This window comes from Rossellomorea yichunensis (assembly GCF_032337515.1).
In the GTDB taxonomy this organism is placed as follows: domain Bacteria; phylum Bacillota; class Bacilli; order Bacillales; family Bacillaceae_B; genus Rossellomorea; species Rossellomorea yichunensis.
Map to the genome: position 1 here is coordinate 203,319 of NZ_JAVYAD010000003.1, position 23,371 is coordinate 226,689.

Sequence of the window (23,371 nt, forward strand, 5' to 3'; positions counted from 1 at the left end):
AGTGTAGTAATAAATAAAGACTTTAATTTGAGTTTCATTTTCATTTCTCCTTTGATAGGTTTTTAAGTAATAGGTAAGCACTTTTGTACTTGTGGTTGTTCTCGTAATAATCAGCTAATAATTGAGTGAACTCAACTACGGTTGCCCGATCTTTTTTTGCTTTAAAGTGTGGTAAAGCGGTTGATTGCATGTATTCCTCAAAAGCGGCGGACTTCTCAGTTTTTTCTATGAAAAATTGAAGAACTTGAAATTTGATAAGATATTCGGTGTTTTCTTTATTAGAAGAATATCTACGTCCTTCTAAAGCGATTTCCTGAGCCTCTCTGTATTCTTCCAGATGTAAATGGGTTTTAGCTAAAAGGTACAAGGTATTACTTGGGTCCCCGCTCTCCCCTTTATAAGAAATAGATTTCTTATAATATTTTACCGCTTCTATATACTTCTCCATTTGGTTATGTATGAGACCCATATTGTGAAATACTTTGGCTTTTAATTTTTCATCTGAATTATTGTCTAATCCATTTAAGATGGCCTGGTACATAGCTAAAGCTTTATCGTTTTCCCCCATTTTGCGATAGTTTACTGCCAGGAGAAGATTGCAATTTTTACATAATCTGTAATTTAATATATTCTCATATCGAGAGAGAGCCATGGTTGTGTAATAGGTCGATAAAGATATATTTTCAAGTTTAGTATATACCAGGCCCATCTGGTAATATACCTCTTCGATGTCCTGTCTCTCCAATGATAGTTCTGCTTCTTTGTAGTGATGGAGAGAAAGTTTTAGGTCTCCGAGCATGTAGTTATATAATCCACAGAACCTATGATAAAAATCAAATGAAAATGGGTCGAGATATTCAGTTAAATTCAGGATTTCTGAATAGGTTTGTTCAGACCTTTCAACTAGACCCCTTAGCAAGTCGATTCTTAATGAAAATAGTTTCTTCACAAGATAGAATGAAGGGAGAGTAAGTGATTCATAATCTTTCTCAATCCTGTTGAATAAGGATACGACTTCTTCTTCTCCAGAATATTTTATTGCAGTATATAACCTCTCGATATCATCTCTAAATCTTGGAATTAGCTTTCTAGGATCATCTGATTGGATGTTCTGTATATTTAGCTTATCGCAAATAAGAGAAACGATTTCAGGATTCGGATTTATCTTATCGTTTTCAATTTTACTAAGATAAGATATTGAACATACCCCATAGGCCAGAGCGGATTGAGGGATCTCTTGCTTTTTTCTCTCGAATTTAATTCGACTTCCCAAAGTAAACTCTTGTATATTTCACACCTCCTTTTACCTACATATTATCAGAATTTGTAACATTTTGTGTGAAAATGTAATTTACAAGACTGGTTGAGAGAAGCGTCAAAAACTTTTTAAGTGCTTTAAAACAAGTATTTTTTCTTACATTTTCCTGCAGCTAATGAACGTTTAGGCTATGTAGAATCAATAGAATAGAATGGTATTATGCCTGAAACTAAAATAAGAAAAATGAAGATTATTTAGGGGAAAACCTTTAATTTTTTCAACATTAATATCTTGCGACGAGTAGGGTGAAATTTATTATATGGTTGTTTTAGCCTATGTTATTCGTGTGAAAAGGAGGAATATGAGTGGAATATAAAGGTCTGGAAACAAACCATGGGTGGACTCCACTTCGAAAAAGACGGTGAAAGTTAGTTACTTAATGATGAAAATAATGAGTTCTTACACGATACATACTATGCCCTCATAAAACTGAATGAATAAAGTTATATCCATCTTCAATAAAAAGGGACATTAATGGAGAGCCGGACAACGTTTACATGGTCTTTTGTGTCAATCATCAATATACTTCCCAGTAAAAAGGTAAAAAAGTTCAACAACTAGTTGAAAACTGGTTAAAATGCCCCATTTGATTAGTCCTCCGTAATACAATTAATTCAAAAACAGGATTGACAAACCAATTGAAATCCTTTACCATGACCCTAATGCTTAAACGTATCATAACTTTAACTTAATAAAGCAATATCTTCTTATCCAGAGAGGTGGAGGGACTGGCCCTGCGATACCTCGGCAACGGGTTCTTATGAATACCGTGCCAATTCCATCAAGTCATATGACTTGAAAGATGAGAAGAGTGGACATATACATATTTGTGCCTCTCTTCTTATGAAGGGGGGCACTTTTTATTTTCAGCCATGTCCTTCAAACACAGGCTTCAAGAAGAATACATAGCGAAAGGAGCAAGTCCTGTATGATCAGAGTTCAGAATGTTACGAAAGTATTCGAGGCGAAGGATGGACCATTCACCGCTTTGAAGAATGTTTCCTTCGAAGTGAAGAGGGGAGAGATTTATGGAGTGATCGGATTCAGCGGAGCGGGAAAAAGCACGCTTGTCCGCTGTCTCAATTTTTTAGAGAAACCATCATCGGGTGATATTTTCATAGAGGGGCGCAGCCTGAAAGATCAGTCGGCAATCGATCTGAGGAAAGAGCGGCACCGCATCGGGATGATTTTTCAGCATTTCAATCTGTTTCAATCCCGGACGGTGGCAGGGAATATCGCCTATCCTCTGAAACTTGCAAAATGGCCAAAAGAAAAGATCAGCGAGAGAGTAAAGGAGCTGCTCGTGTTTGTCGGACTTGAAGATAAAGCGAAGCATTATCCTGATCAACTGTCAGGAGGGCAGAAGCAAAGGGTGGGGATAGCAAGAGCCCTGGCGACATCGCCTTCGATTCTGCTCTGCGATGAAGCAACATCCGCACTTGATCCCCAGACGACGGATTCGATTCTGAACTTATTAAAGAGAGTCAACGCGGAGTATGGCATTACGATTGTGATGATCACCCACGAAATGGGGGTCATCCGGGAAATCTGTGATAAGGTCGCTGTCATGGAAAATGGAGAAATCGTTGAAGAAGGAAGCGTCTTCGATATCTTCTCCAACCCGCAGACCCGGACGACGAAAAATTTTGTGAAGAGTGTCATGAATGATCAGCTGCCGGCATCGGTTCTCGACAAATTGAATGACAGCAAAGAAGGGCGCATCTGCCGCCTCATTTTCAAAGGGGATTCGACGGGCACGCCGATCCTTTCCGAAACGGCAAAGAAATTCGATGCCCACATCAATGTGTTATTCGGCCAGATCACGGAACTCCAGGGTAAGCCGTTCGGGAATCTCATCGTACAGATCATTGGCAGCAAGAAAGAAACGGAAGAGATCCTGGATTATTGGAAGAACCGATTATTCGTAAGCGAGGTGGAGAAGCGTGCAAGTTAACTGGGAATTATTTTGGCCGAAAATTATAGAAGCGACATGGGATACCGTGGCGATGGTGTCATTCTCCCTCCTGTTTGCAACGTTGATTGGGCTTCCCCTCGGCATCATAGTCGTGGTCACGCGGAAGGGGCACTTACTTGAAAATAAAGTCGTCTTTTCCGTATTGAGCAGCATCATTAACGTGTTCCGTTCGGTCCCGTTCATCATCTTGATGGTGGCCATCATCCCCTTTACAAGATTGGTAGTGGGCACATCGATCGGAACGGCGGCAGCCGTCGTGCCGCTTGTCGTATTTGCGGCACCGTATATTGCAAGACTGATAGAGAGCTCGCTCCTTGAAGTGGAACCGGGTGTCATTGAAGCGGCGGAGTCCATGGGGGCCGGGCCGTGGCAGATCATCTTCGGGATACTCATTCCGGAAGCATTGAGTACATTGGTCCTGAATATCACGATCGCGACCATCGGCCTTGTCGGTGCATCGGCCATGGCCGGGGCAGTCGGAGGCGGTGGCCTCGGGGATCTGGCCATCGCTTACGGATATCAGAGATTTGAAACATCCGTCATGATCGTCACCGTCATCATTTTAATCGTGATGGTGCAGGGACTGCAGACAGCAGGGAATACCTTATCAAAAATCATCAGGAGACGTTAGGAGAGAGGAATATGAAAAAATCAATCAGCCTGGCGAGTATCGCCATTCTATTAATCACCCTTATATTGAGCGGCTGCTCGGGAGACAGCGCATCCGGTTCAGGTGAAAAAGAAGTCGTTAAAGTCGGAGTGAATGGATCTGGGGTGCCGATTTGGGAGTATATGAAGGAGAAAGCTGCGAAGGAAGGGATTGAAATCGAGATTGTGGAGTTTGCCGATTACGTGAGACCGAACCAGGCGCTGGCCGATGGGGATATCGACCTGAACGCCTTCCAGACGATTTCGTATTTTGATTCTTTCGTTGAAGAACATAATCTGGACCTTGTACCGATCGGCTCGACGATCATCGCGCCGATGGGAATCTATTCGGAAACATATAAATCGGTAGAAGACTTACCGAAAGGCAGTAAAGTAGCCGTTCCTCAAGAGGCGACGAACCTTGGCCGTGCCCTTCTCCTACTGGAGGAAGCAGGCTTGATCGAACTGAAAGAAGGATTTGATCAGTCACAGGGTCTCGAAGCCATAAAAGAAAACCCGAAAAACCTTGAATTCACACCGGTCGTCGCTGCCCAGACACCGAGGGTACTGCCGGATGTTGCAGCATCGATCATCAATAATGGTGTGGCTGTTGAAGCTGGGTTCGTACCGGTTGACGACAGCATCTATATCGAAGGTGCGGAATCCAAGCCATTCATCAATATCATCGCGGCGCAGGAAAAAGAGAAAGACAATAAAACCTATAAAAAGATTGTGGAGCTCTATCAGGAAGATGACGTAGCGGAACATATCAAGAAAACATACAAAGATTCCCTGATCCCGACATTCGTGCCGGTCAGTGAATTGCATTAGGAGGGAAAAGAGATGAGTCAACCAGCAGCGATTGCCGATCGTAAAAACAACATCGTCTCGGCAGTGGACCAACTGGCTGTGAAACTCGTGTCGGCCAGCCATCAGATCCACGACAAACCTGAAATCGGGAACGAAGAGTTCTTTGCTTCAGAGACCTTGACCACCCTCCTTGCAGCCAATGGGTTCTCCATTGAAAGGGGAGTGGCGGGTCATGAGACTTCCTTTGTGGCACGCAAACATTCAGGGAAAGAAGGGCCGGTCATCGGCTACCTGGCGGAATATGACGCACTGCCTGGACTCGGTCACGCCTGCGGTCACAATATCATCGGGACGGCAAGCTGCGGGGCGGCCATCGCCCTGTCGTCCGTACTTGATGAAACAGGAGGGGAAGTAGTGGTGTTCGGTACTCCTGCCGAGGAAGGCGGTCCGAACGGAAGTGCGAAGGGCAGTTTTGTAAAGGCAGGCTTGTTCGAAGGAGTGGATGCATGCATGATGGTTCATCCGTTCAACAGGACAACGCAGACAGGGAAAACCCTTGCAGTGGACCCCCTTGATTTCGAATTTAAGGGAAGGTCTGCCCATGCGGCAGCTTCCCCTGAAGACGGCATCAATGCCCTCGACGGAGTGATCCAGCTGTTCAACGGCATTAACGCCCTTCGTCAGCACGTGACCGATGATGTACGGATCCACGGCATCATCACCCACGGCGGGGACGCGCCCAACATCGTCCCTGACTATGCAAAAGCCCGCTTCTATATACGTGCTGCAACCAGGGAAGCATGCAATGAAGTCACGAAGAAAGTGAAAGCGATCGCTGAGGGATCGGCACTTGCCACGGGGACGAAACTGAATGTCATCAAAATCCAAAATGAAGTCGATCACTTTCAGCTCAACCGCCGTTTCGATAAAGTATTCCAGCGTTCCATCGAGTCACTAGGGGAATACTTCGACGATACGGAACGAAAGGGACTCGGCTCCTCCGATGCCGGAAACGTAAGCCGGGTGGTCCCGACCATCCACCCCTACATCAAAATAGGCCCCGAATCCCTCGTCGTCCACACGAACGAATTCAGGGAAGCGGCCAAATCCACCGAGGGTGACCGTGCCCTTGTGATCGGGGCAAAGGCACTTGCGCTGACGGGGTATGAACTGCTGACAGATAAGCAGCTTTTAGAGGGAATATGGAAAGAGTTTGGTACAAGTGAATAAGGATGAAAAGACAGTCAAATCAGGGCTGTCTTTTTTTGTGTGAAAGATATGCGGCAGTTCCAGCCAACAACCTTCCTTTAGTACTTTGATAGGCTAGGTTTATAACGTCTACTTTTGGCTTTATTTCCATGTAGAGGTTACCTCCTTATAAGTCTACTTTTAAAAGACCAAGTAAAAGTTTATAGTAAGCTATCGATAAAATCGGGAGGGGGAAGTTAAATAATTCTTAAAATTCAAATTAGTTAAAAAGTGTATTGACTTCTGAAAAAAATTCTATTATTCTTTAATTATAAATGTGTAACCGGTTACATATATTTTTTTGAATCAATGTGTAACCGGTTACATAAATCGGTATGGAAAATACAAATAAAAGAGGTTTTACAATGAATAAAAATATTCGAATACTGTCTCCTTGCGGGATGCTGGGGTATGGGTTTCCAGAGGAGTCGTTTCTAAATGGATTGAAAGAGGAGGTCCACGGGATCGTAGTGGATGCAGGATCTACAGATGCCGGTCCTCATAAACTGGGCGCTGGAGTCTCAATTGTAAGTAGAAGGGCTGCCAAGAAGGATTTAGACATTATTCTTCGAAACGGGATTTCTCGTAAGATTCCGATCATCATTGGGTCTGCTGGAGGAGCCGGGGCTAGAGTACATATCGAATGGACAATGAGTATTATCAATGAAATTCTCGAAGAAAATCAGTTGAATGCCAAGAAAGCGATCATCTGGGCAGACTTTACCGCTGAGGAAGTCATTGAGGCACTTCACACAGATAAAATCAAACCAATGGGAGAGAACATTCCGGAATTGACGGAAGAGACCATCAGAAAGAGTACATCGATTGTAGCTCAGATGGGGCATGAACCGATAGTGGAAGCATTGGAGAATGGGACAGATATTATTATTTGCGGTAGAGCGTACGATCCATCCCCATTTGCAGCAATTGGCATATATCATGGCAAAGATGCCGGTCTTTCGTATCATCTCGGTAAGATTTTGGAGTGTGGAGCATTATGCGCAGAACCGGGAACCACTAAGGATTCGATACTCGGAACGATTAGTGATGAATCTTTTACAGTTCAATCTTTAAATCCATTGAGGCTGTGCAATCCCATAAGTGTGGCTGCCCATACTTTCTATGAAAAAGAACATCCTTATCTTCTTCATGGTCCAGGTTTCAGTCTTGATTTAAGTGAATGCGAGTTTAAGGAAGAGGAACGGGGCATTGTTAGAGTTTCCGGCAGTAAATATATCCCCGATAAATCTCACTTTGTCAAATTAGAGGGTGCGAGATTAGTAGCTTATAGAACGTTTGGAATAGCGGGTGTAAGAGATCCTCTTTTACTAAATAAATTGGAAGAGGTCCAGGAGAAAGTGAGGGGACAGGCGGAGTCCTATTATAACGAAATTCCCCCCGATGATTATCAGATTAACTTCTATAACTATGGCAAAAACGCTGTTCTAGGAAGCAAAGAAGTAGAACCGTTTCATCATCACGAAATCGGTGTGCTGTATGAGGTTGTGGCAGAAACTCAGGAGATTGCAAGCAGCATCTGTTCGACTGTCAGGTCGACGCTATTGCATTACGGCTACGAAGGACGCAAATCTACAGCAGGAAACCTTGCCTTCCCGTTTGCGCCAAGTGATGTCGAATTTGGACCTGTATATGAGTTTTCCGTTTATCATCTTATGGAAATAGAAGAAAATCCTTTTCAGGTTGAATATGTATAGGAGGCAGTATGGAACCTTTATTTGAATTAGCTAAAGTTTTACGCAGTAAGAATTCAGGTCCGTTCGAGATAACACTGGATGTCCTTTTTGATTCAGTTGAAAACTACAAAAGAGTGAAGCATTCCGGAACTATAACCAAGGAAACGATCAGCAAGCTTTATCGAATAGGTGAAGATAAGATTCATCACCTGGTATTTTTTGATCAGGCATTAGGGTTTAAGGTGACGATTGCGAGGGATATATCGTCAGGTACCGTTGGTGACCGTGATGTATACGGGGCGCAGCAGCATGCTCCTTTAATGAAGATTATGATTGAATAGGATGGTGAAAGAAGTGACGAGGATTGCCGTTATTGGAAGCATCAATATAGATTATGTCGTTGAAACCGATGTACTCCCTATTATGGGAGAAACGGTTTCGGGAAAAAATTACTTTCTTTCGCCAGGAGGTAAAGGGGCCAACCAGGCTGTGGCCGCTTCCCGGTTAGGCGCAGATGTGGCTCTTTACTGCTCGGTTGGGAAAGATGAAAATGGCTCGATTCTACTTAGGAAGATGGCTAAGGAGAATATCAATTTAACCGGTGTGAATCACGTTGAGGGGGTGGCAACAGGTGCTGCTTTCATAGAACTGTGTAAAGGTGAAAATCGGATATTGATCGTGCCCGGAGCCAATGAGCTGACTAATTCAACCTATATCCGGAATGTACTAACAGAACTGATTCAATATGATGTGTTTTTATTCCAATTAGAAACCCCTATTGAAATGCTTGAGTTTCTTATTCCGATTCTTCATGAGAAAGGCAAGACGATCATTGTGAATCCGGCGCCAGCCTATAAACTCAGCAAAGCGTTGGTACAGAAGATTAGTTACTTGATTCCAAATGAACATGAATATAAAACCGTTCTCGGTACGGATCTGCCTTATGAGGAAATCATTAAGAACCACCCGAACAAACTGATTATAACAAGAGGGAAGGATGGAGTTACTTATTTCGATGGAGCGGATCCCGTCCATGTACAATCATTGGAAGTTACACCGGTCGATACGACGGGTGCGGGAGACACGTTCTCAGGTGCGTTTGCCGTGGCCATTAGTGAAGGGAAGAACCTGGTGGAAAGTATCCGGTATGGTAATATCGCTGCAGGACTTTCCATTCTGAAAAAAGGTGCCCAGAGCGGAATGCCTACAAAGGAAGAGATTGAAGAGTTCATGAATATAGGGGTGAGCAGCCATGAGAGTCAAGGCCTCTTTAAATCAAATTAGAAAAGATTGGGTCATCTATGCCATGCTCTTCCCTGCGATTTTATATTTTAGTATTTTTCATGTTATTCCATTGATAGGGATGAAGCTTGCTTTCCAGGATTATCGGATCATCGGTGACAACGTGTGGGTGGGGTGGAAGCACTTTAAAGTGTTATTCAGTACTCCTGCCTTTATGGATGTTCTAAGGAATACCATTATTCTCAGCACGATGAAGATTATTTTCTTCTTTCCGGTACCTATTATTCTATCTTTGATGATCAATGAACTTAGAAATGGAAGATTTCGCAAGTATATACAATCAGTCGTCTATTTACCTCATTTCTTATCGTGGGTGGTCATTGCTGGTATATGGATCAGTTTACTTGATCCATCCGACGGGGGGATCAATATCGTTAGAAATTTCTTCCAAATTCCGTCTCTTGATTTTATGACGAGTAAAGATCATATCCGCTGGGTGTTGGTGTTTCAGGAAATCTGGAGAAGTGCAGGTTGGGATTCGATCATCTATCTTGCAGCCATCATGAAAATAAGCCCGTCTTTGTATGAGGCAGCTAAGATCGATGGTGCTTCGAACCTTCAACAGATGAGATATATTACGCTTCCTGCCATGTTGAGTACGGTGGTGACCGTTTTCATTCTGAATCTGGGCTTCTTTATGAACGCTGGATTTGACCAGGTGTTCAATATGATGAACGACTCTGTCATCAGTGTGGTGGATATCTTAGATACGTATGTATATAGAATAGGTATATTAAATGGTCAATATTCCTATGCTACCGCAGCCAGCTTATTTAAAGGAGTAATCGGATTGATTCTTATCTTGAGTACTCACTTTATAGCTAAGCGGTTTTCAGGCAAGGGTGTTTGGTAAAGGAGGTTATCTGGATGAAGAAGCAAAACCTGACAAAGATCATCATATCGGTCACATTGTTTATAGTGACACTTACTGTGTTGATTCCAATCTTGAATTTGCTGGCGATGTCTCTATCTGACCCATTGAAAGTACATAAATTGGGAGGATTGGAGATATTACCGGAGGGATTTTCACTTATAAATTACAAAGTATTATTATCAAATCCTTTAGTGATGAAGAGTATCTTTAATACATTCTTCATTACCATTGTTGGTACATTTCTTAACCTATTTCTAACGTCCATGGCTGCTTATGTGCTGGCCAAAACCCAGTTTGTCGGGAAAAAATTAGTGGTTCTTTTTCTCATTGTGATCATGGTATTTGAACCAGGTTTAATACCTGAATATCTGTTAGTGAAAGACTTAGGTCTATTAAACACGTATTCTTCCCTTATTTTGTATAAGGCGATTAATATTTATTACTTATTCATTCTGATGAGATTTTTTGAAGACGTACCTGACAGCATATTGGAAGCTGCTCGGATCGATGGCGCTGGTCATTTTCGAATTTACACGAAAATCATGCTTCCCTTATCCAAACCGGGGTTAGCTACAATGGGATTATTCTATGGTGTCTACCATTGGAATGAATATTTCAGGGCTACCATTTATCTCACAGATCCTAACAAATGGCCACTTCAAGTCGTGTTAAGGCAGTTTGTCGTACAAAGGGACAATACAGCGATACTAGGCTCACAAAATATCCTTTCTTATGATCAAGTAGCGGCTCTTGATTTCGGTTCTTTACAAGCAGGAACCATCATCATTGCGATGGTACCATTGCTTATTTTATATCCTATGATTCTTAAGTATTATGCGAAAGGTGCTTTGGAAGGAGGGGTGAAGGACTGATAGAACTTCCAAAGTAAGTGGCAAACTATTTTATACATTAATTTATTAGGGGGAAATGGTATGAAAAAAGGGTTATTGCTGCTGGTAAGTTTGATGTTGATGTTTGGGTTGATCGCGTGCAGTTCGGACTCAAGCAACCAATCGGATAGTGGATCATCCGGTGACGGGAATACCATTCGAGTGGTCTATAAAGATGAAACCAATTCAAACCAGGTGTCAGTTAAATACTTCGATGAATTAGAAAAAGCTTTGAAGAAAGATAAAGATATGGATGTTAACTTTGAATTAGTAGATTTACCACAAGGAAATTATGCGGAAAAGCTTAACTTGCTTTTATTTAGTGGGGAAATACCGGATTTGATTTATTTCCAAGGTGGGGATCAGCAGATTTCAGATCAGGACTTGTTGGAAGATTTACGTCCATATATCAAGAAATCAGAGTATTTAAAGGACGCATTAGCTCCTTATAACAAGGAAAGGTTAGAAAATTATCCTTACCTATTATGGATCAAACCGCTTGCTCCAAAAGTGCCTGTCATCAGAAAAGACTGGTTCGATAAAATGGAAACGTCCACTGCTTTAATGGAGGACCCAACAATCGATAACTATTATGCCTTTTTCAAAGAGGTTGTAGAATCGAAGCCGGGTGGGGATAAACCTTCCTATGCTATTACAACGGCAGGGGATATGGCTGAAATCAATTACACCTTTGATATGGCTTTCGGATTAGATAAAACATGGTTGAAGAAGAGCGACGGCACTTATGAATACGCTAAAGTATCATCGAAAGAAAAAGAAAAACTGGCGTTCTATCATAAATTATATAAAGACGGGCTGCTTGACCCTCAGTATATTACGAAACAATGGGATACAAAAGAAAAGGCTTTCTATGATGGGGAAGCAGCTATCATTCCTGGAACGGCTGGAAAAGTCATTGATATTTATAACGGAAAGATGATGCAGGTGAATGGGGAAGAGTCAGAACTAGTTATTCTTCCACCAGCTAAAGGCGAAAGCCAAGGGTTTGGTGCGACTGATATCACGAAAGAAACACGCGGGCTTGGAATCTCATCTCAATCTGAAAACAAAGAACTGGTATTCGACATCCTTGATTACCTGGCAAGTCCTGAAGGTCAGAAGCTTGACCGCCTTGGATTTGAAGGGGAGCACTACAATGTGAAGGACGGAGAAATCGAACTGACAGATAAATACTATGGAGAATGGTATTCACGTTTCTGGGAGCCGACGGATATGGAACTTGATATGCCGGTTAAAACCCCTCTATTAAGTGAACCTGCGGCGAACTCTCAAGATTTAGCTACCAAGTATTATGCTGAAGACAATAATTTCATCTTACCTGAAGAGTATGTTTCCAGCTGGGATGCGATGGAGAACTTATACAAAGAGTTTTCTACAGACGTCATTACAGGGAAAAGGTCAATCGATGATTTCGACAAGTTCGTAGAAGAATGGAACAATGCCGGTGGAGAGCAAATCACCGATTATGCGAACAAACAATTAAAGTAAGGAGTTCCAAATATGACTTCATTTCAAGAACGAGTGAGAGGCGTCGTCTTATCTACCGCATTAGGTGATGCATTAGGCGCGACAATTGAGAAATTAAGCTACGAACAAATTAAGGAACAATATAAACGGGTGGAATCATTAGAGACCAAATGGTATAAAGCGGATGCTCCGGTCGAAGTGAATCTGGGTAGACAACGGGGATATGGTACGGTAACGGATGATACTCTTATGACCATTGCCTTGATCAATGTCTACAATAAAGAAGGCAGACATTTAGACGCATATGACCTGGGCAATCAGTTCGTGAAGGAGATTGCTTACAATAAAACCTACATTCCTGAATTTGGTCGGGAAGCGATGATCATCGACCGACTTTTCTATCCTGAGAAGTATATCTTTATGCGTCATGTGCTGGCGAACTGTGATCCGCGAGAAGGTGGAATTGGTAATATGGTCAATTGCGGAGCTGCCATGTATATTGCCCCAATCGGCATTGTAAATGCAGGAGATCCCAAAGCTGCATATGATGAAGCGATTCTGTTCGCAATGGGGCATCAATGCAGCTATGGGTTAGAAGCTGCAGGCGTATTGGCTGCCTGTGTAGCCAAAGCATTTGAGCATGGAGTAAATGTCGATGGCATCATTGAAACCGCCATCAGTCTTGCGAAAGACGGGACGAAAATGGCGATTGAAGAGCTTACATCGGCAGCCCGGAGTCTCCGGGATGAGGGAGTAGAGATGGATCAGGTCATTGATACTTTCCAAACCATTATGAAGAAGTATTCGCCTATGGGTGACGATGTTCACAGAAAGGTTGAGAAAGTGGGGATCCCTTCCAATCATTATACGCCAAGCCGACTATTTTCCATTGAAGAACTTCCAATGGCCCTTGCCTTTATCGTGTTAAATGATGGAGATTTCTATCCATCCATATATGATGGGATCAACTCCGGAAGGGACACAGATTCAATCGGTGTGATGATCGGGGTTATCCTTGGAGCAATGTATGGAGAAAAAGTAGTGAAAAAAGAAGATATAGAACTTCTACAAGAAACGAACAAAATCAATTTAATCGAGGTTTCCGATCGATTCTGTGAAACCGCGAAGCAAATATTGAAAAATGACTTAACGATTCAAGAAAAGAGAATGTCGTACTTCAATGAATACTGCTAATGGGGAGTGGATGATTTGATTCCAGAGAACTATTTAGAAAAAGTCTACGCAGGATTTTTAGGAATGAATGTCGGGATTCGACTGGGTGCTCCCATAGAACCCCCTGTGTGGACGGATAAGCGTATAAAAGAGGTATTTGGTGACATAAGGGGCTACACGAAGGAATACAAGACGTTTGCAGCAGACGATGATGCCAATGGACCTGTCTTCTTCATGAGGGCTTTATACGATGATGCCTCGAATAGAGAATTAACAGCAGAGGATGTCGGGAAAGCCTGGCTGAATTATTCCCGTGAAGGGATCGGGATGTTCTGGTGGGGAGGAGAAGGAATCAGTACGGAGCATACTGCGTATATGAATCTCTCCAGAGGGATACCTGCCCCTCGATCAGGATCCATTGAAATGAACGGATTGATTGAGGCAGAACAAATTGGTGGTCAGATCTTCATTGATACCTGGGGCCTGCTGTTTCCAGGAAGAATGGACAAGGCTGCGTCCTATGCAGAAAAAGCAGCAAGTGTATCTCATGATGGGAATGGCGTATATGGAGCGAAGTTTATGGCTGCATGTATCGCAAAAGCATTTGAAGCAACCTCGATGGATGACATACTGGATGCAGGACTCAGTGTGATTCCTGAGGATTCAACCTACTCAAGTGTAGTGAACGCTGTAATGGCGTTTCATAAGGACCATCCAGATGACTTTAGGGAATGCCGTCAATATCTTGAAGAAGAATGGGGTTACGATAAGTATACAGGTGTGTGTCATATCATTCCTAATGCCGGTGTTTGCATTCTTTCATTGTTATACGGTGGAGGGGATTTTGCCAGAACGATTGAAATTGCCACCATGTGTGGATGGGATACGGATTGTAACGCTGGGAATGTTGGAACCATAGCTGGAGTCTTTCATGGCATTGAAGGAATCCCTTCTCATTATAGAAAGCCTATCAATGACTTTATATGTACTTCCAGCGTATCAGGTTACCTTAACGTACTGGATATCCCGACCTTTTCGAAAGAAGTGGCGTTATTAGGGTATAAACTGGCTGAACTCGAGGCACCTTCCAAGTTAGCAGAGAGCTATAAGCCAGGGGAAGTATATTTTGATTTCATGCTTCCTGGTTCGACGCACGGATTCAGAACGGATAACGGATTTAAATCCCTTCTTTACCCTAGCGACGAAATCGGTCTTGATGGAAGAGGCTCTTTAAAAGTCGTGATTGACCGGATGATTGAAAGCGATCAGAGTAAGATCTTCTACAAACCGTTTTACAGAAGAAATGAATTTAACGATGAAAAGTATAAACCAACCTTTGCTCCAACAGTTTATAGTGGACAAAAGGTAAGCATGAAAATTTTCCTTGATCAGTGGGAAGGAGAGGGCATCACCCTTACTCCATATGTTAAAAATACGTACACGGGAGAAGAGCTTATCCAGGACGGTATTCCTTTACAGGATCAGGGCTGGAATGACCTTCAATTTATGGTGCCTGATACGGAAGGTGCATTGATCGATGAAGTAGGGTTTATCATCCGGACGACTTCCCCGCTAACAAACCGGGCTTTAGGCTGTTTATATATCGGGGAGTTCCATGTAAGTGGTAAGGCTTCCTATGGAATCGACTTTTCCAAACAGTATGTTGAATTCTTAAGCATTACTCCTTTCGCCCATCATCGAGGAGAGTGGAAGCTTGAAGAGAAGCAAATGAGATATCTTTCACCTGATAACTGTTCTTCTTACACTGGGAATTACTATTCACATGATTATGAGGTAGAAGTGAATGTACAGCCGAAATCAGGGGAAAGTCATTGCTTGATTTTCCGTGCTAACGGAATAAAGCGTCATTATCTTGTTGGATTTGATGGTGTTGGAAAAGTGTCGCTCATTCGTAATGACTTTGGCTATACGCGCTTAGAAACCGTTCCCTTTGATTGGAAACATGGAGAAAAGTATCAGTTTAATGTCCAATGTGAAGGTGAGAATCTAAAGTTCTCAATTAATGGTGAAGTGATAATGGAAGTTCAAGATGACGCGTATTCACAAGGAATGTTCGGTTTTGGTTGCTTGGAAGAAGGGGAAGGAACCCTTACCGAGTTCAAAGTAAGTGAGAAGTAATGTTTTTGTATAATAAGCATCAGAATCATGTCGGTTCTGATGCTTATTTCCCCTTTTTATTCCATCAATAGATATACTAGAAGGAAACGGCTGATAAAGAAAGAGGTACAATCTTGTGGAAAGAAAGTCAGTAACAATACGAGATGTGGCAAGAGAAGCAGGTGTATCCGTAGCCACAGTCTCAAGGTACTTGAATAATAGCGGATACATAGGTAAAGCAAGTGAGGAAAAAATCAAGAAGGTCATGGAATTATTGGATTACAAACCCAATGAAATTGCAAGAGGGCTGGCGAAGAAGAAAACAAACTCGATTGCCCTCATTATTCCGGATATCAAAAACCCATTCTTCCCTGAATTGGTCGTCGCCATAGAAGATGTGGCCAAATCAAAAGGCTACAGTCTTATCCTGGTGAACGCCGAGCATGAAGAGCTTCAGAATAATACCTTTTGGAGAACATTCCAGAATCGGTATGTGGATGGCTTTATCATTGCTTCCTTTCAATTCAGCGATAAAATGAGGGATGAATTAAAAGGACTTAATATCCCATTCGTTAAGATCGACCGAGCTGCTGATGGTGACTCATATAACTCTATTGAAGTAGATAACTATATGGGGGCCAAGCTTGCTACTGAACATTTAATTGAAATCGGATGTAAAAAAATTGCTCATGTATCAGGCTTACCCATTTCCAAGCCAGTCATCGAACGTATGAATGGATTTGTTGATACGATACGTCCTCATTACCCTGATAAAGAAATCCTGACATACGAAGGAGACTTTTCTTTAGAAAGTGGAATGAAAGTGACCAAACAAATTCTCAAGGAACATCAGGATGTAGATGGTATATTTCTAGGGAATGATCTGATGGCCCTCGGCTCCCTGAAACAACTCCAACTCTTAAAAATGAAAGTTCCGGAGGACATTGCCATCATTGGCTTTGATGGAATTCAATTAACCCAAATGGTCGAACCGGAAATTACCACCATTCAGCAGCCTATTTATGAAATTGGTGTAAAGGCCACCACCAATCTGATTGACTTAATCGAAAATAAGTCGACCGAACTTATGAAAATGGTATTGGATGTCCAATTGGTCAAGCGGGGATCGACTATCGGGTTCCGGGGGAATAGGGAATAATACTGGATTTATGCTCATTTATTTATATATTTAGGAAGCATTGGGATGAGAGTTCTCGTGCTTCTTTTTTTAAATGTAACCCCTCCTCAATGGTGCACGTCCATAGTTACAGTACTTCATCAAAGGTGATCCATTCAGGTCACTGATCTGAGAGTTAAGTTCACATGCATGAGTCACTTTATTCTCATCTGCAAACTTCTTGTACTGACTTTCCTGTGGGATAATGGGGGTCAGACCCTAGGCACAGTGGAGCGTAAATGAGGACCCACTGGCATTTGGGCTAAACATGTTGATGGAGTTTATTTTGGACCTGAGTTTGGAATGAAAAAGAGTTTAAGTGAAGAGGTAGATAATGCTTGTCTACCGGGGGTCTGACCCCATTTTTATTTGAAACGAGGCACCAGTAGCTGCAGGATTACAAACTGAGGTATGGCGAATGGTTCGATCTGAACCTCGCTTAAGGCAATGGCATTTGAACATTTCTGGAGAATAAAAGAAAATTTCTGATCAGTCATTCTGGACTGATTTTTTCAGGCGGTCAATATGGGGATTTTGAGAAGAAAAACCAAAAAACTCAGTGCTGGATCAATCATCAAGATTTAAATAAAATTTCATTTTACCTCGCAATAAAATAGGTTGTCAACCCTTAAGTTGTATTTTTATCAAAAAAATGCTATAATTATTACCTAGTGGTTTTTTATTGAACGTTTAGCTATATATCTTATTTATTTCGAAGGGAAATTCAAACAGTTTTTGTGAGCTTTTTAGGCAATAGTACCCGAGTTATTATACAAGGAGGACTAATATATTGAATTTAATCAATAAGAAAGTTACACATGAGCGGTTTGGTATGGGAAGTATCGTTAAACATAATGATACGGTAGTTGAAATACATTTCGCCTCGGAAAATAAAAAATTTGTTTACCCGGATGTATTTGGACAGCACTTGAAACTCCATGATAAAAGTGCTGCCAATTCACTTGAAAAAATTTTACACGAACAGGAAATGGAACTCAAAGAGAAAGAATTGCATAAGGAAGAGGAAAAGGAACGGCAAAGAAAATACCAGGAGCTTCGAGTGGGTCATGAAAAACTTATGAAAAATCATAAACTTCATCCCGAATCGCAGATGGTTTACCGGTGCGATATAGAAGAACAGAGTAGCTCCTTTTCAGATTGGACGGTTTCCTCTGGTGAAATAAAAAGTGGTAATAATAAGGGTAAGCCAAACAAACCCAGTCGCTTACACCAAAACAGTGCGGTCCTGCTGACAGCAGTCGATCCCGGCATGCTTGAAAAAGACAGACGGATATTAGGTGTCTATATGGTAAAGGATAATTTCATCGGTAAACTTTGTGAAGATGGAAACATTCCTGCCCATTCCCATTACAGACTCCAACTTACAGACGAGGAATCGGAGCAGATGCCTTTTTGGAAGTACTATGTCAATGAAAAATCCCCTCAAAAAACGACTTGGAATACAGGTAAGTACCGTTATTTTGATAATTCGTGGATGGCTCAGATTTTGCGCGACATCGTTTCATTGAAAAGTGACACGGAGGACCAAGAGCTGGCACAACAATTTCTGGACCACTTCTCTAAGATGAATCAAATAGTGGAGCAGGAGTTAAAAGAACCGAATGGAGCATTATTGCGTGCTTAGATAAGAACAGCGGGGGAACTGGCACATATAAGGTGAGAGAGTGTGTTAGGTTCACTGCGAATAGTGTTAAACAGGGACAAGGCGGACGCCTTGTCCCTTTTAGTCCCCGGTTAACTCGAATCGTGACATACCAGTCGTTGGATTTGATGGGAATGAAGATGAGATTACTAGCTTTCGCAATGGTAATCTGTCTGCGACTGTCGCTCAGCAGCTGAGAAGATTGGTCAGTTGGCTATACAGGCTGTGGCTGATGTGTTGCAAGGGAAGAAAGTAAAGGAGAAGTTTCCAGTGCGGTTGAAGTTGGTGCCGGAGAATGTTTGAGGAATCAGTAGAATAATTGTGATGGGAGCCCCTTTCGTGTATATGTGCGGAAGGGGTTTTTTCAGTATTTTTATAAGTTAATTTAGTAATTTCTTAACAAGAAGTATATTTTGCACTTTGGTAAATCAGCATACTTATATTGGAGTATGGATATATGACTCTTCAAGTAGGGGAGTCATTTGTTCATACCTACAAGCGGTCCATTTATTGCGTTACTTAATTGAATAGTAATTTATACATGACCTGCTTTACCTTAGGCTTCATGCACTTATATTTTTATTCAATAGTAGTAGATTTATTTGAAATATTCTCAAATTTATTGATCATTGATATAATTAGATGGATAATATTTCAATCTGGTGTTGTTAGAGCCTATTATGGAAGGAGGAGTTGTGATGGCAAGACGGGTTAGGAGTGACTGTACAGTGGGCACCTTTGAAAAGAAAAATGGTTTACCACCTGGAACTATTAGAAATCCCAATGGAAGAGATACGAGAAGTGACAAAAAAATTGGGACTATTCGAAAAGAGAATGAGAAAAGAACTAGGTGAAAATATGGTTATAAGTAATATAAGAAAGAAATAATAATTTTTTTTATGAAAAAAAGGAATTAGATGGTGGGACTCTCGGGGCTATGTATTCCTAATTCAAGCAGATAGTAAGGAGAGTACCGTACCTCTCAATTTATACCACCTAATTACAAATGTTAATATTAAGGAGGACTAACAAATGAGTGGTTTATCAATGATTGAAATGAAAGCTATGGATGATCACCAAATTGGTAAAAGGATTTATGATTCTTTATCTAAAACAGACCAACTACGTTTAGAAATTGAGTTCAATCCTCTAGGTCTTGAACAAACCATTTTGAAATTGGGTGAGTTGTATCGCGAGGCGGCAGAAGACCTGGCAATGGATGATGATGATGTGAAATTTGAGGATTTTCAAATTTTCGCTGAATATTTTCTGGATGATGAGGATGAATAGTAGTTTAGTGAAAGACCCGTATGGTATTATTTACCTCAGGAATCATAAGCACAATTACATCAAGAATAAAAATCGGTAGAATGAACTTATTTGAAAAAGCACTTATATTGGTTTAAGTCTTGGTACGATTGAGTGTTGATGTAATAGCTTACAGAATGAATTTAAATAATTATGATGATTATAAAAGTATTTCAATATAACTATTAAAAAATATTCGAACAAATTTCTAGTTTCTGAAAATATGAGTGGAGGTTTAGCTTCAATATTACACGTGAAAGAAAAATCCAAATCAAAGTAAAAATACTTGAAAAGGCTTTCTGAAAAAAGAAGAACATAATATGGTGTCTGCTCTGGTTCGTTAATAATTTGACCATTGCAGACACCATATTTTAAATTGAAAAAAATGTAAAAATATGAAAGGATATGTAGATTAAATAATTGTTAAATAGTAAGCTAGTATTAGCAAACACAAAACGAGGGAGAGAAAAAAGTTGACTCAAGTTAATGCTAACTTACAGGATTTAATCCAAAGAGGCGATGCGACTTCCTCTTGGAGTGGATTTACATATCAAGGGAATATAACAATCTATTCAGCGCTATGCCTATTGAATAAAATTGGAAATAATGTTGAGGAATTAAAAAGATATGAAATAGAGATAGAAAAACACGAGGATTTTTCAATTTTTTATGACAGGGAATTAAAATCTCTTCATCAAGTAAAGTCACTACAAAATAAGGAAAAAATTTCAGGCTATACCGAAGCTATTCTTCAACTTTTTGCAAAAGCAATAGATTTCCCTTGGGTTAGTGAAATTTCATTACATACAGCGTGTGAAGTTGAGGAATTTAAAAAAGAAGATTTAATTAGTAATCTAAAAAATTATAATCCTGCAAGTATCAGTGAAAATAAAAAAAAACTTTACGAGAGTACAAAAGAAAAGTTATTCGAGCAACAACTATTTGATGAGAAATTTAAAATTTTTAGAATCAATGATGATGTAAGCGGCTATATTCCAGCAAGAAAATCACTTCCACTTGGAGAGGTTAAAGAGAATATTCAGCTAGAACTGAAAAAATTTTATACTAACCATCACGAAAACCATACATATAAAACAAACGAACAGTATTCATATGCCTATTTAAACCTCTTAAAAAGAATGAATAAAAAGGTTTCTGAAATTCATGATGGGTCAGATAAGACATATTCTCTAAAATTAATAGATCTTTATCAAATAATTTACGATGAACATGTATTTGGTTGCACTGCTGAGACCTTAAGTAATTTTCTACTAAAAGAATTATATTCTCTTTTTGAACAATATTGTGAAGACCATCAATTAAATGATGAAAGGTTAGGGATTGTTAAAAATATATGGTTCAAACAGTGGGAGCTATTAGAGAGTCTGCCTAGTGTTGATTTCATTTTATTATGTCGCAGGTTATCCCCAGAAATAAAGAATATCACTACTGAATCACTTGACTTAAATATATATAGGAAGCTTTTGAATGAGTCAGGAGTTCGCCGGATGTTATTTTATTGCTTATTTGATTTGACCCACAAAATGGTTCATGGGGAAACTATAAAAAATATTTTTACTCTTAAAGATAATGATGATTATTTATTAACTCTTATTGACCGCAATAATCCCGATATAGTTGGAAGGGATATTATCAAAAATTTAAAAGATGATAAAAATCTTTTTGACTTACTATTTGATAATAAATACTACTTAACAGAATTGTTGGATGGGGTTTACGGGGGGAAACGTTCTGAGGATTTGATTGAAACTGAGGGTGCGATAACAGAGGGGAACCGAAAAAAAGAAAAAATCACATTACCAAAACAAATTCATTTTGTTAGTAAAGCTAAGATTTCAGGGAGGTAACCGATGATAGAAATATTTAAAAAATTATTTCATGAAGCAAATTATAATATAGAAGAAATACAGCCTGAATTTGAAGATAAAATAGATCATGGGTCATTCTTTGCAAAAGTTTCAAAACAAGACAGGTTTGACTTTTTCTTAGTAATGGAATTTAAAGAGGTTAAAATTGAAGAATCAATTCTGCAAAAGGTTGTAGATAAGTATTTTGAGTACATCGTTGAAACAAATTCGGAACAAGGCATTGATAAAAATCTCTCATTAATGATTCTCCTTCAAGAAGACACAGTTCAATTAGAGAATAAACTGAACACTTTTGTGTATGACTTAGAAGAAGATCCGTACGATTTCAAAAAATATGTTTTATCATACACAAAAGAACAGTTTGCATTGGTTGAACACCGAATTAAAAATGAAGTTAATTATACACATGTCTTTCAACAAGTAATCCAAAACAAGGAGATTTTTTCAGCCTTCAAGAACTCAAATAATAATGAGGCACGCTTAATCTACGACTTGATTTCAAAGTGTTTTATAAAACTTCATTTTTTAACGATGCAAGTAGACACTTTAAACTTATCCAACCTAGAAAATGAAATTATAAATGAATTGGCCCCTAACGAACAAGATATAAGGGATAAAATTATATCTTTTGAATCAAAGGATGAAATAAATTTAGATAGATTATTAGAAAAGCTAGAGGTGGTGAAGAAAGGTGAGTAGCAAATTATATATTAACCGACTTTATATTGAAAATTTTAAAACCATCGATAAAGCAGTAATTTCATTTGAAAATCAAGACATTACGGTTTTAGATGGTCCAAATGGATTTGGTAAAACAACCATTTTTGACAGTATTGAACTCAAAAGCGTTTTTAGATGATATTGGTATTAATTATGATCAATATTTTAATAAGAAAAAGGAATTTGTTAGCGATCTAGAGGAAAAAACTATAAAGTTTATTTCAGACTTAGAATCCCGTAAGCAAAGCACAAAACAATTTACTATGGACAATTACAAATCATTACAAGAAATTTTTATTAATATCTTTAATTCGAATTCTAGATTAGTTAATGATATTGGTGTTGAAGATATAGAACACAAGAAGCTTTATATTGAACATACTTTCTATGAGCAATCTAACCAGTTTTTTAAAGAAGTACAAAAACTTACTGACACACGTGAAAAAATAAATTCATTATGTATAAATTTAGATAGGATTATTGCTGTTTATATAAAAAAAATAAACCAGCATAGAGGGAAAATGATTAATGATTTAGAAATACCTTTTTATATTTATAGCGGAAAAGTTATTCAAAATCACCAGCGGGGCATAGGTGTATTTATAAAAGAAGAGAAAAACGACAGTGATGAAGACACTGAAGTGAAAGCCATCAATTTTGTACCACCTGAAGAAACAGACCATGATATAGTCCATTCCTTTAGTTCAGGGCAACTATCAGCTACCGTACTTTCTCTCACCTTAGCTTTAAATAAAGTTTATAATCAAAGCGGGTTAAACACGATCCTAGTAGATGATCCAGCTCAGACGTTGGATGAAATAAATATGGCTTCTTTTGTAGAGTTACTTCGAAATGATTTTTTTGATAAACAAATCATTCTCTCTACTCATGAGGACAACATATCACTATACATGAGATACAAATTTGCAAAATATGGTTTGAGGGCAGCCAATATAAATGTAAAAGAAGAACTAAATAAATAGTTTTTAGAGAGGTATGAATTCTACGAATATTTTATAAGTAGAATTCATACCTTTTTACAAACCTAGATATAAAACGGGTAGTTCTTGATTTAA

The 23,371-nt window shown here is 39.8% G+C and carries 21 protein-coding genes and 1 riboswitch; of the genes, 20 read left to right on the top strand and 1 reads right to left on the bottom strand.

Annotated elements, in window-relative coordinates; genetic code table 11:
• Window positions 1-40: 40 nt before the first annotated feature.
• A complete protein-coding gene (locus RSX31_RS08860) occupies window positions 41-1,273 on the bottom strand; it encodes a helix-turn-helix domain-containing protein (RefSeq protein ID WP_315634307.1) in 1,233 nt (410 codons plus the stop codon).
• Between the two features lie 749 nt (window positions 1,274-2,022).
• Window positions 2,023-2,127, top strand: a riboswitch (SAM riboswitch).
• Between the two features lie 119 nt (window positions 2,128-2,246).
• Here RSX31_RS08860 and RSX31_RS08865 point away from each other — a divergent pair.
• The 20 genes from RSX31_RS08865 to RSX31_RS08960 all read left to right on the top strand — a co-directional run bounded on the left by RSX31_RS08865 (window position 2,247) and on the right by RSX31_RS08960 (window position 23,278).
• Window positions 2,247-3,272 carry a methionine ABC transporter ATP-binding protein gene (locus RSX31_RS08865; protein WP_315634308.1) on the top strand — a complete coding sequence of 342 codons (1,026 nt, stop codon included), beginning with the start codon at window positions 2,247-2,249 and terminating at the stop codon, window positions 3,270-3,272.
• The gene (locus RSX31_RS08870) at window positions 3,262-3,924 is read left to right on the top strand and encodes a methionine ABC transporter permease (RefSeq protein ID WP_148970879.1); all 663 of its coding nucleotides are present in this window, start codon (window positions 3,262-3,264) and stop codon (window positions 3,922-3,924) included. The genes RSX31_RS08865 and RSX31_RS08870 overlap by 11 nt, the downstream gene beginning before the upstream one ends.
• 11 nt (window positions 3,925-3,935) lie before the next feature.
• Complete coding sequence (locus tag RSX31_RS08875; RefSeq protein ID WP_315634309.1) at window positions 3,936-4,772, top strand: MetQ/NlpA family ABC transporter substrate-binding protein; 837 nt, start codon at window positions 3,936-3,938, stop codon at window positions 4,770-4,772.
• Window positions 4,773-4,784: 12 nt separating this feature from the next.
• Window positions 4,785-5,981 carry a M20 family metallopeptidase gene (locus RSX31_RS08880; RefSeq protein ID WP_315634310.1) on the top strand — a complete coding sequence of 399 codons (1,197 nt, stop codon included), beginning with the start codon at window positions 4,785-4,787 and terminating at the stop codon, window positions 5,979-5,981.
• A gap of 383 nt (window positions 5,982-6,364) precedes the next feature.
• Window positions 6,365-7,714 (top strand): acyclic terpene utilization AtuA family protein, encoded by a 1,350-nt coding sequence (locus tag RSX31_RS08885; protein WP_315634311.1) that lies wholly within the window; start codon window positions 6,365-6,367, stop codon window positions 7,712-7,714.
• A gap of 8 nt (window positions 7,715-7,722) precedes the next feature.
• Window positions 7,723-8,034 (top strand): DUF4387 domain-containing protein, encoded by a 312-nt coding sequence (locus RSX31_RS08890; protein WP_315634312.1) that lies wholly within the window; start codon window positions 7,723-7,725, stop codon window positions 8,032-8,034.
• Window position 8,035: 1 nt separating this feature from the next.
• Complete coding sequence (locus RSX31_RS08895; RefSeq protein WP_315634515.1) at window positions 8,036-8,977, top strand: ribokinase; 942 nt, start codon at window positions 8,036-8,038, stop codon at window positions 8,975-8,977.
• Window positions 8,946-9,848 carry an ABC transporter permease gene (locus RSX31_RS08900; protein ID WP_315634313.1) on the top strand — a complete coding sequence of 301 codons (903 nt, stop codon included), beginning with the start codon at window positions 8,946-8,948 and terminating at the stop codon, window positions 9,846-9,848. Before RSX31_RS08895 ends, RSX31_RS08900 begins: the two co-directional genes overlap by 32 nt.
• Window positions 9,849-9,862: 14 nt before the next feature.
• Window positions 9,863-10,741, top strand: coding sequence for a carbohydrate ABC transporter permease (locus RSX31_RS08905; protein ID WP_315634314.1), 879 nt, complete (start codon window positions 9,863-9,865; stop codon window positions 10,739-10,741).
• Between the two features lie 60 nt (window positions 10,742-10,801).
• Window positions 10,802-12,268, top strand: a complete 1,467-nt coding sequence (locus RSX31_RS08910; RefSeq protein WP_315634315.1) for an extracellular solute-binding protein — start codon at window positions 10,802-10,804, stop codon at window positions 12,266-12,268.
• Between the two features lie 12 nt (window positions 12,269-12,280).
• Complete coding sequence (locus RSX31_RS08915; protein WP_315634316.1) at window positions 12,281-13,441, top strand: ADP-ribosylglycohydrolase family protein; 1,161 nt, start codon at window positions 12,281-12,283, stop codon at window positions 13,439-13,441.
• A 6-nt stretch (window positions 13,442-13,447) separates the two neighbouring features.
• Window positions 13,448-15,559 (top strand): ADP-ribosylglycohydrolase family protein, encoded by a 2,112-nt coding sequence (locus tag RSX31_RS08920; RefSeq protein WP_397548083.1) that lies wholly within the window; start codon window positions 13,448-13,450, stop codon window positions 15,557-15,559.
• Between the two features lie 115 nt (window positions 15,560-15,674).
• On the top strand, window positions 15,675-16,697 hold the full coding sequence (locus RSX31_RS08925) for a LacI family DNA-binding transcriptional regulator (RefSeq protein ID WP_315634318.1): 1,023 nt from the start codon (window positions 15,675-15,677) through the stop codon (window positions 16,695-16,697).
• An 808-nt stretch (window positions 16,698-17,505) separates the two neighbouring features.
• Window positions 17,506-18,360 carry a malate synthase gene (locus RSX31_RS08930; RefSeq protein WP_315634319.1) on the top strand — a complete coding sequence of 285 codons (855 nt, stop codon included), beginning with the start codon at window positions 17,506-17,508 and terminating at the stop codon, window positions 18,358-18,360.
• Between the two features lie 716 nt (window positions 18,361-19,076).
• Entirely contained in the window at window positions 19,077-19,232 is a 156-nt protein-coding gene (locus RSX31_RS08940) for a hypothetical protein (protein ID WP_315634320.1), read from the top strand.
• 178 nt (window positions 19,233-19,410) lie between these two features.
• Entirely contained in the window at window positions 19,411-19,668 is a 258-nt protein-coding gene (locus tag RSX31_RS08945) for a hypothetical protein (RefSeq protein ID WP_315634321.1), read from the top strand.
• A 491-nt stretch (window positions 19,669-20,159) separates the two neighbouring features.
• Window positions 20,160-21,554 (top strand): ABC-three component system protein, encoded by a 1,395-nt coding sequence (locus RSX31_RS08950; protein WP_315634322.1) that lies wholly within the window; start codon window positions 20,160-20,162, stop codon window positions 21,552-21,554.
• A gap of 3 nt (window positions 21,555-21,557) precedes the next feature.
• A complete protein-coding gene (locus tag RSX31_RS08955) occupies window positions 21,558-22,274 on the top strand; it encodes an ABC-three component system middle component 1 (protein ID WP_315634323.1) in 717 nt (238 codons plus the stop codon).
• On the top strand, window positions 22,267-22,434 hold the full coding sequence (locus RSX31_RS23335; protein WP_397548084.1) for an AAA family ATPase: 168 nt from the start codon (window positions 22,267-22,269) through the stop codon (window positions 22,432-22,434). Before RSX31_RS08955 ends, RSX31_RS23335 begins: the two co-directional genes overlap by 8 nt.
• Window positions 22,376-23,278, top strand: coding sequence for an OLD family protein (locus tag RSX31_RS08960; RefSeq protein ID WP_315634324.1), 903 nt, complete (start codon window positions 22,376-22,378; stop codon window positions 23,276-23,278). The genes RSX31_RS23335 and RSX31_RS08960 overlap by 59 nt, the downstream gene beginning before the upstream one ends.
• Window positions 23,279-23,371: the final 93 nt, after the last annotated feature.